This is a genomic window from Neptuniibacter sp. PT8_73 (genome assembly GCF_047778045.1).
Taxonomy (GTDB): domain Bacteria; phylum Pseudomonadota; class Gammaproteobacteria; order Pseudomonadales; family Balneatricaceae; genus Neptuniibacter.
Genome location: NZ_CP180545.1, coordinates 1,064,883 through 1,079,125 on the forward strand (window position 1 = coordinate 1,064,883; position 14,243 = coordinate 1,079,125).

General features: G+C 43.0%; 15 protein-coding genes. 9 read left to right on the forward strand and 6 right to left on the reverse strand.

Annotation, left to right across the window (positions count from 1 at the left end; all coding sequences use genetic code 11):
• The first annotated feature begins 89 nt into the window (after window positions 1-89).
• Complete coding sequence (locus ACMXYN_RS04720) at window positions 90-494, forward strand: phasin family protein (protein WP_415883819.1); 405 nt, start codon at window positions 90-92, stop codon at window positions 492-494.
• Between the two features lie 81 nt (window positions 495-575).
• Here the strand turns inward: ACMXYN_RS04720 and ACMXYN_RS04725 are convergent, their stop codons facing one another.
• Both ACMXYN_RS04725 and ACMXYN_RS04730 read right to left on the reverse strand, forming a co-directional pair.
• A complete protein-coding gene (locus ACMXYN_RS04725; protein ID WP_415893719.1) occupies window positions 576-2,456 on the reverse strand; it encodes an MOSC N-terminal beta barrel domain-containing protein in 1,881 nt (626 codons plus the stop codon).
• 20 nt (window positions 2,457-2,476) lie between these two features.
• Window positions 2,477-2,719, reverse strand: a complete 243-nt coding sequence (locus ACMXYN_RS04730) for a Rho-binding antiterminator (RefSeq protein WP_415890582.1) — start codon at window positions 2,717-2,719, stop codon at window positions 2,477-2,479.
• Between the two features lie 78 nt (window positions 2,720-2,797).
• Here ACMXYN_RS04730 and ACMXYN_RS04735 point away from each other — a divergent pair, with 78 nt between their 5' ends.
• The 5 genes from ACMXYN_RS04735 (at window position 2,798) to ACMXYN_RS04755 (ending at window position 5,411) form a co-directional block, all read left to right on the forward strand.
• Complete coding sequence (locus ACMXYN_RS04735) at window positions 2,798-3,025, forward strand: DUF3820 family protein (RefSeq protein ID WP_415890583.1); 228 nt, start codon at window positions 2,798-2,800, stop codon at window positions 3,023-3,025.
• A 97-nt stretch (window positions 3,026-3,122) separates the two neighbouring features.
• The gene (locus ACMXYN_RS04740; protein WP_415893720.1) at window positions 3,123-3,662 is read left to right on the forward strand and encodes a YSC84-related protein; all 540 of its coding nucleotides are present in this window, start codon (window positions 3,123-3,125) and stop codon (window positions 3,660-3,662) included.
• Window positions 3,662-4,231, forward strand: coding sequence for a hypothetical protein (locus ACMXYN_RS04745; RefSeq protein WP_415893721.1), 570 nt, complete (start codon window positions 3,662-3,664; stop codon window positions 4,229-4,231). Before ACMXYN_RS04740 ends, ACMXYN_RS04745 begins: the two co-directional genes overlap by 1 nt.
• Before the next feature lie 36 nt (window positions 4,232-4,267).
• Window positions 4,268-4,741 carry a Cys-tRNA(Pro) deacylase gene (gene ybaK / locus ACMXYN_RS04750; protein WP_415893722.1) on the forward strand — a complete coding sequence of 158 codons (474 nt, stop codon included), beginning with the start codon at window positions 4,268-4,270 and terminating at the stop codon, window positions 4,739-4,741.
• A gap of 124 nt (window positions 4,742-4,865) precedes the next feature.
• Window positions 4,866-5,411, forward strand: a complete 546-nt coding sequence (locus tag ACMXYN_RS04755) for a LysE family translocator (protein WP_415893723.1) — start codon at window positions 4,866-4,868, stop codon at window positions 5,409-5,411.
• A gap of 95 nt (window positions 5,412-5,506) precedes the next feature.
• Here ACMXYN_RS04755 and ACMXYN_RS04760 read toward each other — a convergent pair whose 3' ends face one another.
• Entirely contained in the window at window positions 5,507-6,085 is a 579-nt protein-coding gene (locus ACMXYN_RS04760; protein ID WP_415893724.1) for a TetR/AcrR family transcriptional regulator, read from the reverse strand.
• A 165-nt stretch (window positions 6,086-6,250) separates the two neighbouring features.
• On the opposite strand from ACMXYN_RS04760, the gene ACMXYN_RS04765 reads away from it, so the two are divergent.
• Complete coding sequence (locus ACMXYN_RS04765; RefSeq protein WP_415893725.1) at window positions 6,251-6,790, forward strand: carboxymuconolactone decarboxylase family protein; 540 nt, start codon at window positions 6,251-6,253, stop codon at window positions 6,788-6,790.
• Window positions 6,791-6,835: 45 nt separating this feature from the next.
• On the opposite strand, the gene ACMXYN_RS04770 is transcribed toward ACMXYN_RS04765, so the two are convergent.
• The 3 genes from ACMXYN_RS04770 to ACMXYN_RS04780 all read right to left on the reverse strand — a co-directional run bounded on the left by ACMXYN_RS04770 (window position 6,836) and on the right by ACMXYN_RS04780 (window position 10,880).
• Window positions 6,836-8,878 carry a hypothetical protein gene (locus tag ACMXYN_RS04770; protein WP_415893726.1) on the reverse strand — a complete coding sequence of 681 codons (2,043 nt, stop codon included), beginning with the start codon at window positions 8,876-8,878 and terminating at the stop codon, window positions 6,836-6,838.
• Window positions 8,879-9,033: 155 nt separating this feature from the next.
• On the reverse strand, window positions 9,034-9,540 hold the full coding sequence (locus ACMXYN_RS04775) for a disulfide bond formation protein B (protein WP_415893727.1): 507 nt from the start codon (window positions 9,538-9,540) through the stop codon (window positions 9,034-9,036).
• A gap of 152 nt (window positions 9,541-9,692) precedes the next feature.
• Entirely contained in the window at window positions 9,693-10,880 is a 1,188-nt protein-coding gene (locus ACMXYN_RS04780; RefSeq protein ID WP_415893728.1) for a pyridoxal phosphate-dependent aminotransferase, read from the reverse strand.
• 287 nt (window positions 10,881-11,167) lie between these two features.
• On the opposite strand from ACMXYN_RS04780, the gene uvrB reads away from it, so the two are divergent.
• Window positions 11,168-13,192, forward strand: a complete 2,025-nt coding sequence (gene uvrB, locus ACMXYN_RS04785; RefSeq protein WP_415893729.1) for an excinuclease ABC subunit UvrB — start codon at window positions 11,168-11,170, stop codon at window positions 13,190-13,192.
• A 112-nt stretch (window positions 13,193-13,304) separates the two neighbouring features.
• On the forward strand, window positions 13,305-14,132 hold the full coding sequence (locus tag ACMXYN_RS04790) for a FecR domain-containing protein (protein WP_415893730.1): 828 nt from the start codon (window positions 13,305-13,307) through the stop codon (window positions 14,130-14,132).
• Window positions 14,133-14,243 lie beyond the last annotated feature (111 nt).

The following is a 14,243-nucleotide window of genomic DNA, read 5'->3' on the forward strand; positions in this document are numbered from 1 at the left end:
AAAGTTCTTGACTAAAAAACGTACAAGATTTATCTTTGCTGTAAATGGATTGCTGCACCGCAGCAACGGAAACTTTTGGAGACAAAATTATGTACGCTGCTAACAACCCTTTCGCTGATTTCATGAAGCCTGAACTACTATCTAACGAAATCGCTGAGCTATTTAAACCAGTTCAGTCTCTAGTAGACGTTAACACTAAGACTGTTGAAACTTTGGTTGCTCTTCAGAAAGCATACGTTGAAGAACTAGCGAACGCTTCTGTTGAACAGTTCAAAACTCTATGCGAGTGCAAAGACCCTAAAGCTGCTCTAGACCTACAGGTTCAGTTCTACAAGTCTGTTGAAGCTAAAACTGCTGAAACTGCAGAGAAAAGCGTTGCAGCTATGACTGTTGCTAAAGATGCTTACGTTGCTACAGTTGAAGAGTCTGCTAAAAAAGCGACTGAAATGGCTGAAGAAACTGCTAAAAAAGTTGCTGATCTTAAAGTAGCTTAATTTCAGTTTCATACTGAATAATAAAAAGCCGATGTAGAGAAGGGCATCGGCTTTTTTGTGTCTGCGATTTAGTGTTTTAAATTAAACCTCAATCACGACATCTGTTTCTGGTGTACAGCTACACGCTAGAACCACACCCCGCGCTTTCTCATCTTCAGATAGTGGAATTTCCGATTGGCGATGAGCTTGGCCTGAGACTAAGGTCACTTTGCACGCGCCACATACACCCGCACGACAGCCAGAAGGAATCATGATTCCTTGATCTTCAGCTTGCTCTAGCAATGTCGTTTGGCTATCACCGGAAAATGAAACCTCGCCAAAGGTCAACTGAACACTGTGCTTTTCTGCTTCTGGATCAACACCAGGAGGCGCACCAAAGCTCTCTTCAAACCACTGCTGTTCTGCTAAGCCTAACTGACGGCAGTAGGTTTTAGCATGATCCATAAAGCCCTCAGGGCCACAACACATCACTGTACGTTCTGGCAGATCCGGAATTAGCTCAATGAGCTGTTGGCGGCTAATACGGCCTTTAATTCCTTGCCAATCATCATCTGGTTGACTCAAGCTGAAGATAATTTTGAGATTAGGGTTTTGGCGCTCTAGCCAAAGAAGCTCATCTTCACAAATCAGATCTGCTTCGGTTCTGGCTTGGTGGTAAAACACCATATCACGTTGGCTATTTCGATCGGTTAGCTCGCGCGCAATCGAAAGCATAGGCGTAATGCCGCTACCGGCAGATAACAACAATAGAGGTTTGTTACCTGTATTGCCTTCGTGGAACTCACCTTGCGGAGCGAGGGCCGGTAATTTATCCCCAACCTGTAAATTATCATGCAGCCAATTGGAGGCGATGCCATCGGTAACGCGCTTAACTGTGATTGCGATATCAGCGCTGCGAGAAGGTGATGAAGATACTGTATAACAGCGGGTGGAGGTCTCACCGTTGATTGGCAACATTAAGGTTAGAAACTGACCCGCGATATAGTCTGTTGATAGGCCTTGCGGTACTGCAAAACGGAAGGTCACAACATCACGTGTTTCATCAATGCGGCGGATGCATTCCAGATCGACCTGTTGAGTTGCGGCCCACGTCTCTTGGGTTTTACCGTCGTTTGTATCTCTGATAACCGGCGCATTATCGGTGTATTGAGCAGGTTGTTTAAACTCTAATACCTCAATCGTATCACCTTGCTTAATCTGACCTTCGTTTAGAGGCACTAGGTTTTGGCCAAAATATACTTCGTTATCCTCTCCTTTACGGTAGTTAGCCAAGGTTTTAATTGGCTCACCCGCAGGTACGGGTTGTCCGGTTTTTGGATCGATAGTCGTTAGTACGCAGCGTGAGCAGTCTTTAACAATCTCAAATTCTACTTCACCAATACGGATGCGCTTCCAGCTATCTTCGGCGAAAGCTTCACACCCTTTTACAACCAGGTTGGTACGGAAGTGATCCATATTCACTTGTGTTGAGGCACGGCTATTCAGATCAGCTAGGGAAGCTTCTGAGATAACAAGTAGAGGATATCCATCGGCAAAAGCGACGGGCTTATCAGGTCTACGAGAGGTAACTCGTTCTGATTGCTCGCCAAAATAAAGAAGCTGGCATGCACGGCCCAGTTTTTCGCTGAACCATTCATCTAGCCATTCACCACAATGTTGAGCGTTGATCTCGGTTCCCCAAACACGTACCTGACGGTAGTTTTGGAAAAAGTCAGGATAGCGCAAGCTTAAGTGATCACCATCAGGTGCAATCACCTCTACACCATCTTCACGTAAAACGGTTTCGAAAAGCAGCATCGATGGCACTTGGCGAGCAGATAATAATTCGCCTTCCGGATCGCTCAACATAAAGCGTCGGTCAAAAGACAGTCCGCTCTCCGTTACAAAAGCATCCGATAAACTAATGCCGCCTAATGATTTAATCGGGAAAGTATTAATACCACTGAGTTGAATATCTGACACGTCGTCGGCCCTTAAGAGGATTAGTAGGGTAGGCGGCTAGAGATAGAATCTAAACGAACTCTATAGTTATTACCTTCTTGATCTTCGGCAATTAGAAACTCCCCCTCCGGAGTATATTCGAGATCAAGAAAGCGTAAGCGCTGGCTAAATGCGGTATCATCTTCTTTCCATTCAACAAGATGGATGGCGTTGCGCATACAGGCTAATTCGTAGCCGTCATGAATTTCGCAATTGATAGGTTGATACGCTTGCTTGTCAGCCATGGCCTAAACCCACTATTTATTATTTTCTACAGAATACTGTTTGCTTGCTGGAAATAACAGGCTGTTAAGGGGAAAGCATTGGATCTGGATAAACGTCATCTACTTAAACTGGCTAATATGAAGATGCCATTTGGTAAGTATCAAGGGCGAGTACTGCTTGATCTACCCGAAGAGTACCTGCTTTGGTTTGCAAAAAAAGGGTTTCCAAATGGGGAACTTGGCTCGTTGTTAGAACTGATGCTAGAGATCCGTATCAACGGCTTAGAATCGGTATTGCAGCCTTTACGAAATACTCGTTATTCATAATTTGCTTGCTTAACTTTTAATCACCCCAACGATCCATCCCAACATAGTTTTGAGCGACTATTATTTAGTTAACCTCAACAGGCTTAAGGATGGATTCATGCCCAAACAATTATCATCTCTTCTATTCGCATGTTGGATAGCACTGTTCAGCTTTAATGCTTACTCAGCGTCCAATGCTGAAATTAACGCTAAAACCACGGAAGCCTTACAAAAGTTTTATCAACACAGCTCGGCTGGACAAACATTAGTCCAGCAAGCCAAAGGGGTCTTAGTTTTCCCTGAGGTTTATAAAGCGGGTATAGGCATCGGTGGTGAGTATGGTGAAGGTAAGCTTTTAGAAAAAGGTAAAACAACTGGCTATTACACCATTGCTGCGGCATCGATTGGCTTTCAATTAGGTGCTCAAATTAAGTCAGAGATAATTCTCTTTATGACCGATGAAGCTTTAAAACAGTTTAAGCGGAGCGATGGTTGGGAAGCGGGTGTCGATGGCAGTGTTGCTGTTGTAACAGTAGGCGCGGGTGGTGAGATTGATACCAGCACAATTAAAGACCCGATCATTGGTTTTATCTTTTCTAATAAAGGTTTGATGTATAACCTGTCTTTAGAAGGCTCAAAAATTAGCAGGAAGAGATGATGAAAAAGTTATTATTAGCCCTATGTATCAGTGGATTAGCTTTAAATACATACGCTGCCAAGCCTGAGTGGGCGGGCCAAGGCGCAGATAAGCATCAAGCTAAAAAAGAGGCCAAGCAAGCGGCTAAAAGCTACAAAAACAAAGATAAGGATACCGAAGAAGAGCAATCCATCGTAAGTGATACTAAATCTATTTTGGATGATCTCTTTTCTGATAAAGAGAAAGAAACCATCAAAGATTATTACAACGAAAATGCCAAATCAGGGACAGGCAAATATAAAGGCAAGATGAAGGAGCTGCCTAAAGGTTTGCAGAAAAAGTTAGAACGTGGTGGTGAGCTCCCTCCCGGTTGGCAAAAGAAAGTAGCTCGTGGTGAAGTATTGGATAAAGATCTTCGCAAATACGCAGAATACCTCCCTGATGACTTACGTTCACGTTTACCAAAAGGCAATACAGCAACAGAGATTATTAAACTTAAAGATAAAGTGATCAAAGTCGGCAAAGGTGAAGGCACAGTAGTCGACATCATCGATATTGCTGATATCCTAACGGGCGGTAGAGCTAAGTAAGTACTGCCAGACCTGAGTGATATGAGTAGATAAAGAATGACCCCAGCGATTAATGCAGCTAAAAAAGCCAAAGTAGCCTATCAAGTTCACGAATACGAGCACGATCCTAGTGCTGAATCCTATGGCGAAGAAGCTGCGCAAGCGCTGGGTTTAGATCCTGCCCAAGTCTTCAAAACCCTCCTTGTTGCTATCGGTGGCGATAACAAAAAGCTGGCTGTTGGCGTTGTACCTGTGTCAGGTCAGTTAGATCTAAAAGCAATGGCTATGGCACTAAAAGCAAAGAAAGTCACTATGGCAAACCCGCTAGATGCTGAGCGTGCAACGGGTTATGTTGTGGGTGGTATCAGTCCATTAGGCCAAAAGAAACGCTTACCGCTGATCTTAGATGAAAGTGCAGGTAACTTTGAAACTATCTGCATGAGTGCTGGCCGTCGTGGTTTAGAGATTGAGATGGCAGCAGAAGATCTGCTTAAGTTAACCTCAGGTAAAATGGCAGCTATCGGCCGTTAAGAATATTTTAAAAACCTGAAGCAATTTTGTTTCAAAAAGGAAATAGAGAAAAATGGTCTCACTCGAGTTTTTGATCACCTCTCTTATCGTTGTACTTATTCCTGGTACAGGTGTTTTATACACTGTGGCTACAGGGTTATTTGTCGGGAAACGCGCAAGCTTATTTGCAGCGTTAGGTTGTACGATCGGTATTGTGCCATCGCTTTTAGCAAGTATTTTGGGATTGGCAGCAATTTTTCATACCAGCGCGGTGGCCTTTCAGATCGTTAAGTTTGTTGGTGTAGCCTATCTTCTGTTTTTGGCATGGTCGATGTGGCGTTCATCCTCATCGCTTGCATTAGATCAGAAAGAGAAAGAAGCAAAATATAGTGTGATTGCTATGAAAGGCTTTTTAATCAATATCTTAAATCCTAAGTTATCGATCTTCTTTCTCGCCTTTTTGCCACAGTTTGTCTCACCTGAAGTTGGCTCGCCATTAATGAACATGTTCGTATTGGGACTTATCTTTATGATGATGACCTTTGCGGTGTTTGTTATTTATGGCTTTTTGGCAGGGCGCTTTAGCGAATTTGTTGTGGGGTCTGAAAAAATTAGCCAGAGGATGCAAAAGTTGTTTGCAGGCAGTTTTGCTCTGTTAGGGATGAAATTGGCGTTCAGTGAAAGAAGCTAACAGTTCGTTAGTTAAGCACTCAGTTTATTTATCCCCTGAGTGCATAGTGGATTCTTTCGTTATTTTTAGTGACAATATTGTGTGGCTAGGGGTGTTCAGTTCAAGCAGCTAAATGCATCTTCGATCAGATCTTTTATTTCAGCCTGATTATTTACTCTTGAGTAAGAACGAACTCCGATCAACTGCATCTGTAAGAAGCGCGCAAGGCGGTTAGCATCTTGCTGATTTTCTAATTCCCCTTGCTGCTGCGCTTGAAGTAGCAGGTTGGCAAACGCATTTTCCATTACCTTCATCAATTTACGAGCTTCTTCGAGGAGTTCAGTATTTTCGGAATTGAGCTCAGAGATGGTTTTTACCAGCATACACATCTCGTTTGGACGATTCTGCTTACAATCTAGTGCTGAAGTAAAAATAAACTCTTTCAGGGCTACAAGGGGAGATGAGTGACCCACTTTGAAGCCTTCTAATCGCTCTAGCATAGTGTTGGTATAGAAATTTAGCGTCTCTTTGAATAAACCTTCTTTGCTGCCAAAACATGCGTAAATACTACCGGGACGCATATCTATACACTCTTGGATATTACGCATTGAGGTAGCATGGAATCCTTTTTCCCAAAACAGATGCGTGGCCTTCTGAATCACCTGTTCACGATCATATTTGACGGTATTAACCATAGAAATTTAACTTTTTGAGCATTTGTTCATATTTTATCTTGAACAAGTGTTCAGTTCTAGTTATGGTTTCAAATGTGAACAGTTGTTCAAATATGGCTGGCTTGATCTGTTTTTGTGGGGAAAGCGTTCTAGCGAAGGCTAAATCGATTAGTAAATGGAGATATGATGAGTAAGTTCAAATTACATACGATGGAATCGGCCCCTCAAGGGACTAAAGCTCTGTTTGAAAACTCGTTGAAAAATTTTGGCATGATTCCCAATCTGCATGCTGTGTTAGGTGAAGAGCCTGTTGTGTTAGAAGCCTATCAGCAGTTACATACTTTGTTTCAACAAACAGACTTTAATGCAGCTGAGCTAACCGTAGTTTGGCAGACGATAAATGTTGAACACGGCTGCGAGTATTGTGTGCCAGCGCATAGCTTGATTGCAGACATGATGAAGGTGGATCCCGCTGTCAATGAGGCGTTAAGGAACAAAACATCACTACCTACGCAAAAGTTACAAGTATTGCATGACGCAACATTGGCTATTGTTCGTGAGAGGGGGCGTATATCTGATGAACAGCTTGATGCTTTCTTCGCAGCTGGTTATGAGCAAAAGCATCTACTTGGGATAATTTTGGGATTGTCGCAAAAGGTGATGAGTAACTATGTAAATTACATAGCGCAGACTCCTTTGGATGAGAAATTCCAAGCTTACGCTTAGAGGAAGGCTAAAAAGGCGAACACTGTACAGTGTTCGCTTTTTAAATTAGTTGACTAAGATTTTCTTCAGGTGCTTTTCGTAATCCTTATCTCGTGAGTGGAGACTGAATAAGAGGATCGAAGTGCCTTCATTGAGCATACAGTGCTTAACGCTATTCGATTTGTAACAGGAGTGTCTGAACTCGAGTTGAAGTAGCATGCTTCGATACCCACCTGCATCATCTAAATACTGATCCTGGAAATCGTTATCGGTTACTAAAGCTGCATAGTCGAATGTGCTAGTGCATTCTTCTGCATAATATGGGTTTGCCAAAAGGTCACAGACCTTATGCTTCTTAGGGTTTGGCAGTACAGAACAGATAAGTTTATTGGTTAACTTTTCAGAATTATCACGTCCTGTGGATAGATGGGGTCTGATAATATAATCGCTGTCCCTTCTGTATTGTGGGTCATGTTGCTTCATTGACGTTAATAATTCAGAGCGGCAGATGGGTTCTGCGCGTTTTAAAAAAGCTTCGTAGGTACTTCGCGCATTCCGGTCTTGGTAGAGCTTGTTAGCCTTTTCCGCAATATTGATCATCTGCGAAAATTTTTGTTTGATCTCTGTATCTTTCCTTTTTTTGAGTAACCCTTCTAGCTCTGCCGTTAAAGGCTTAAGTTGCTCAAAATACGTATTGAATTCATCCCAGTAGGGCGTGATTGACTGGAGGCCTAGCTTGTTGGCTTGGTGAGTTAAGTCGTAGCGAGTAATATTTTTGATATCCTGAAGGTAGTCGCCGTAGATACTCATAGCGGAGTGTTTATAATTTCGTCCGACAACGCCATTAAATTGCCAATCATAGAAATTATAGGGCTCATTTAAAAATATGCATGGATAGGAGTCGCCGCAGATCCCCCAGCCATTTTTTACTTGTTTGCCGTCTTTTTTTTCTGTTCTGAAATACCAAGCCATACGAACGCTGCCACCTGTATGGATAGGGGATACGTTAAAATAATCAGAATGGTACTGACCAGCTAGAACACCAGGACTGGCTGTGCGATACACTGTATTTTCCCAGATCAGATTTTCTTTCTCACTCTCTCCAGCTGAGAGTTCTTCCCATGTATAAAGCTGGTCGCTCAACAGAAGTTTAGCGATACGCGTGGGTTGGTCTTTTTTAATAAAGTAAAACTCGCCTGTCGTGCAGTCCTCTTTATAAAGCCTTTCTTGCCGTTGATACATTGCGATGATCGGACTATTTGAGCAGCTTTTCTTAATAATTTGCGTGTCGTAATTGGATGGAGTAGGGAATTTGTAATAGCGATCGAACACGTAGTAATCGTTATCGGTATGTTTTGTGTTGGTGATCAGTTGTGTGTGTCCGTCAACTTGCTTTTTACGGATTAAATTGCCGTCGGCTTTTGGCTTGGTAATTGATAAGTGAGGTCTTCTTTGCTCTACACGTACAAGACTGCCTTGGAAAACCTCTGCACTCCTTTCGCCTTTTCCTTGGTAATCTAAAACATCGGTCATTTGCTTAGATTCAAATCGCAAAGGATGGTCACCTGAAATGTTTGCTATAACTCCACGCTTGCCGAGCATGTTTAATTTGCAATGCCCGCTCACTTCATATTTGCCTTTGAACTCAAAAGAGCAAGGGAATGCAAAATCTTTAAGAAGCGCTTTTGTGTCAAATTTACCTTCATGAAACATAGAAATAGGTGGGTTCAGAGTGACCTTAAACTCATCTGTTTCCGCAATCATATCTAAAGGTTTGTCCCCTTGTTTGTTTATGCGGTTATAAGCCCAACTACTGATGTAGTTAAAGTTATTTAGGAAGCTAAGATCTAGATCTTTTAGTTCTTCTTTCGGGATCCTATGCGTAGCAGGAATGATATGAACATTGTCCATCTCTACAAAACGAAATATTAACATCAGGCTGAAGCCTGGCCCGCCTTTGTCACGAAGGTCTGATTGAATTAGGTTAAATGCATTAAAGTTTTTGTAATCAACTTGGCCTTCAGGGATAGGGTGTTTTATAACTTTGGCGTTAAGCGCAGTGGAAAAGCTTAAAGATAAAACAAATGCGGTTAGGTAGGCCTTAAACATTGTCTGCTTCCTGCTATACAACTTTGAGAGGTGATGGCGCTAACCATACATTTTCAGCGCTTCTTTTTCTAGATATTAGGTTGTTGGGGTGAGTGATGAGGCAAGAGGGAATAAGCCTTTGCTTGGTTGTTCAATGCAAAGGCTTTAATAAAAAATTACTTAGCACGGAACTGCAGCGCGAAGAAAACGGCTGCTGTTGCTGCCAATAGTGCAGAAAATACCATTAAGCCTTCTGCCATAGTGATACCGAACAGTAGCTCAGGCGTATAGCCGCAAGGCTCCCAAGGAGCAAAAACCGATGGTATCCATTGATCAAGTGCAAACCAGTTAGGTAGACCGCTGTCCATACTGCAGCTATCCACTATCCAGTTACGCTCTACTGCTAGGGTTTTCCATGAGCGTTCGACGAGACCGATTCCGACGATGAGTGTTAGCAAATGGCTTAGTTTACTCAAGCATCCATGCTTACGCGTAAACAGACCGAATATAGCAACGATAATCAGAGCAAAAAGCCAGATGCGAATATGGATACATAAGACGCAAGGGTAGTAGTCCAAAGCGTATTGATAATAGAGGGCTACTGCCTCCATGCTGACGCCGATGAAAATTAAGCTTAACCAGAAAAAAGCAGAACGGCTAAGGCAAGTTAATTTGTCCAACATTAACGAGTCTCCCAAACAGTGAACAAATATCTGAGTCACTTCAGATGATAAGGTTCAAGTTCTTACTAAGAAAAGTACAGATATCAATATATTTTCATTAGGCAGAAAAAAACCGAGCGCAGAGGCTCGGTTTTTTTAGATCAAAAATTCGCTTAAGCTTCTAGTGCTTTACGGATACGACCCAACGCATCTTCTAGCACTTCCATGCTAGTTGCGAAAGATAGGCGCATATTACCTGGTGCACCAAATGCAGAACCTGGTACAAGGGCAACGCCTGCTTCATTTAGAAGGAACTCAGCCAATTCGATGTCGTTAGCAAAACGATCATCGTTATCGATCACTTCTTGGAAGCTTGGGAATGCGTAGAACGTACCATCAGCAGGGATGCAGCTAACGCCGTTGATGCTGTTTAGCGTGTTAACAACATATTCGTGGCGTGCTTTAAATGCTACAACCATCTCTGCTACACACTCTTGGGAGCCTTCAAGTGCTGCTTGTGCTGCAACTTGCGCAATCGAAGTTGGGTTAGATGTGCTTTGTGATTGGATCTTCTTCATTGCGCCAATCAATGCAAGCGGGCCAGCTGCATAGCCGATACGCCAACCTGTCATAGAGTATGCTTTAGATACACCGTTTAGAACGATTGTGCGCTCGTAAAGCTCTGGGCATGCGTTAAGGATGTTAACGAATGGCTCATCGTTAAAACGGATGTGCTCATACATATCATCAGTCGCAACTAGTACTTGCGGGTGCTTAAGCAGTACTTCAGCTAGCGCTTTCAATTCTTCCAGTGTGTATGCAACACCTGTTGGGTTTGAAGGGCTGTTAAGTACAACTAAGCGTGTCTTATCTGTAATTGCCGCTTCTAGTTGCTCTGCCGTCATCTTGAAGCGTTGTTCCTGAGTTGTCGTTACAATCACAGGGACAGCGTCCGCCATTTTTACCATGTCTGGGTAAGATACCCAGTAAGGTGCTGGTACGATGACTTCATCACCTTCATTTAGCAGGGCTAAAGATAGGTTAAAGAAGCTTTGCTTGCCGCCACAAGAAACAAGAATCTGGTTGGCTGCATATTCAAGACCGTTATCGCTCTTGAATTTGTTAATAATGGCTGTCTTTAATGCCGGTGTACCATCTACAGCGGTGTATTTTGTGAAACCTTCATTCAACGCCTGGATGGCAGCCTGTTTGATATGATCCGGAGTATCAAAATCGGGCTCGCCAGCGCCCAGGCCAATAATGTTCTTACCTGCCGCGCGCAGTTCAGCTGCACGGTTAGTAACCGCCAGCGTTGGAGAAGGTTTGATGTTGTTGACGCGGTCTGAAAGTTGAACGTTCAAGCCTAAGTTCCTCGATAAGAATATCTGCAGTGCAGATACCGACATTAATCAGCAGAAATCCCGCTTTAAATATCGTGTTAGCAGGGAGTTTCCAAACCCGCACATGATACAGCAAACAGTAGCCCGCATGAATCCTGTTTGAGCGAAAAAATACCTTTTCAGATCAATAAATTGATTAAAGGAAACTTTTTTCTCTTAAGAGCGGTCTTTTTAATACGTATTTATGCAAGTAAAAGTAGCAGTTGCTGAGATATAATGCTCAGCTTTGCTCGAAATTGGGTCGCAGAATGAAAGAACGATTTAAAGTCCACTCGAAGTTTACGCCCGCAGGCGATCAGCCGCAGGCCATTAAAGAGTTAGTTGATGGCATTGATAGTGGTTTAGCCTCACAAACTCTTTTGGGTGTAACGGGCTCAGGTAAAACGTTCACTATTGCGAATGTGATTGCTCAGGTCCAGCGTCCCACCATTATTATGGCCCATAATAAGACCCTAGCTGCCCAGTTATATGGTGAGTTTAAAGAGTTCTTTCCGGATAATTCGGTTGAGTATTTCGTATCTTATTATGATTATTATCAACCGGAGGCCTATGTGCCTTCTTCTGATACCTTCATCGAGAAAGATGCATCGATAAATGACCATATCGAGCAGATGCGTCTGTCCGCAACTAAAGCTTTGTTGGAACGAGACGATGCCATCATTGTCGCAACGGTTTCTGCGATTTATGGTTTGGGTGACCCAAAATCCTATCTTGGCATGATGCTGCATGTGGATCGCGGTGAAATTATCGATCAACGTGCCATTCTACGTCGTCTTGCGGAGCTTCAATACACCCGAAATGATGTTGAACTTCACCGTGGTAATTATCGAGTGCGTGGTGATGTCATCGATATTTTCCCTGCAGAATCGGAGAAAGAAGCGGTTCGCCTTGAGTTATTCGATGAAGAGATCGAAGAGATCAGTTACTTCGATCCTTTAACAGGCGAAGTTTTACGCCGTGTGCCTCGTGCAACCATCTATCCTAAAAGTCATTATGTAACACCTCGTGAAACCCTATTGGCAGCAGTGGATAAGATTAAAGATGAGCTTCGTGAACGTCTGGAGCAATTGCGGGAAAATAACAAACTCGTCGAAGCTCAGCGTCTAGAGCAACGTACCCTCTATGATATGGAGATGATCATGGAGTTGGGTTACTGCTCTGGTATCGAAAACTACTCGCGTTATCTCTCCGGTCGTGATCCTGGTGCGGCGCCGCCGACCTTGTTTGATTACCTTCCTGATAATGCCTTGCTGGTGTTAGATGAATCTCACGTGACTGTTCCACAGATCGGTGCAATGTATCGTGGTGACCGCTCGCGTAAAGAGACATTGGTAGAGTTTGGCTTCCGTCTACCTTCAGCATTGGATAACCGTCCGATGAAGTTTGAAGAGTGGGAGCGTGAATCTCCACAGATGATTTTTGTATCTGCAACGCCAAGTAAGTATGAAGCGGCCAACCAGCAACAAGTTGTGGAGCAGGTTGTTCGCCCAACTGGATTGGTTGATCCTGTGGTTGAAGTGCGTCCTGCGTCGACTCAAGTGGATGACCTTCTTTCTGAAATACGGTTAACGGTAGCGAAGAAAGAGCGTGTTGTCGTTACCGTGTTAACTAAACGCATGGCAGAAGATTTGACCGAATATCTAGATGAACACGATGTACGAGTACGTTACCTTCATTCGGATATAGACACAGTTGAACGTGTTGAAATTATCCGTGACCTCCGTATAGGTGAGTTTGATGTGCTAGTTGGTATCAACTTACTTCGTGAAGGTATAGATATGCCAGAGGTGTCTTTGGTAACAATCTTAGATGCGGATAAAGAAGGCTTCTTGCGTTCAGAAACATCGATGATTCAGACAATCGGCCGTGCCGCACGTAACGTCAACGGTAGGGCTATTTTGTATGCCGATAAGATTACAGGTTCAATGCAACGCTCGATGGATGAAACCGAACGTCGTCGTCAAAAGCAGATCGCCTTTAACGAAGCGAATGGAATTGTGCCGAAAAGTATCAGTAAATCGGTGGCAGATATTATGGAAGGTGCGAGTACCGTACCTGGCCGTAAGGCTTCCCGTACCGCCAAAAAGGTCGCTGAACAGGCTGCTGAATATCAAGTAGGAGATGCTGCGCAGTTATCACCCAAAGAGCTATCTAAAGCGATTACTAAGATCGAAGATAAAATGTATGAAGCGGCGAAAAACCTCGAATTTGAGTTGGCAGCTAAGTACCGTGATGAACTACAAACTTTAAAACAGCATACGTTTGTGAATTAAGGTCTGCAGTTATTTAGATATTTATTATTTAGTTAAAGCTTGGCTACACTGATGACTAAACCGAAGGCATGTCTATATAAAGTCTTCGAAGTTTATAAAGGGAGTTAAGTGGATGATTAAGTGGCTGCTACCGGTAGTTGTTGCTTTTGCTTGCACGCATAATGTGATGGCTGCAGATAAAGCGGGTCATGTGCTTTTGAGTGTTGGTACTAATTCAGCGAAATTGCCGGCACAGGATGTGAGGCCGCTGAAGCGCAAATCTGAAATATACTCTCTCGATAGCATTTCTACTGGGTCTAAGGGACGTTTGCAGATCCGTTTTACGGATGGATCACGCCTGTCTTTGCGACCAGACACTCTTTTTAATGTTGAAGATTATCGTTTTAGTGAGAGCCTTCCTAAGGATGGAAAATCGGTTTATCGTCTTTTAAAAGGCGGTTTACGGACTTTAACGGGCGCTATTAGTGATAATAATAAAGATAATTATGAGGTTCGTACCCCTATAGCAACAATAGGAGTTAGGGGAACTCATTACACGTTGTTTTATTGCGATAAGGCCTGCCAAGAAACAACGAGGGCGCAAATGGGTCTCTATGGATATGTTCTAGAGGGTGAAATCGTTGTAGGTAATAAATCGATTAAGGCGCCGATTCAGATGGGGCGCTATTTCTTTCTTGGTGGAAACGGCAGTAACCTGAAAATCCGTCAAACCCCGTTTAAATTGTTTGAATTACTCCAAGATATGGGGCCTGATTTAATGTCTGGTACAGGGAGTAATCAGATTCCAGCATTGAATCCGAATGAGAAACCTAATTTGAATCTGGATGTTACACCAGATTTGGATCTAGATGTCGCGCCAAAACTAGATTTAGATGTTATGCCTAATGAAGACGTCAATAACACTATACCTACAAATCGCAATGAAAATACCTATCCTTAATTGATCTATATACTAAATTCCTATGAATAGTATGGTCTTGTGATAGCGCGATCCCCAAAACATTGATATTGTTTGAATTTTTATATCCTCTTAAGCTGGGAGAGTGTTAAG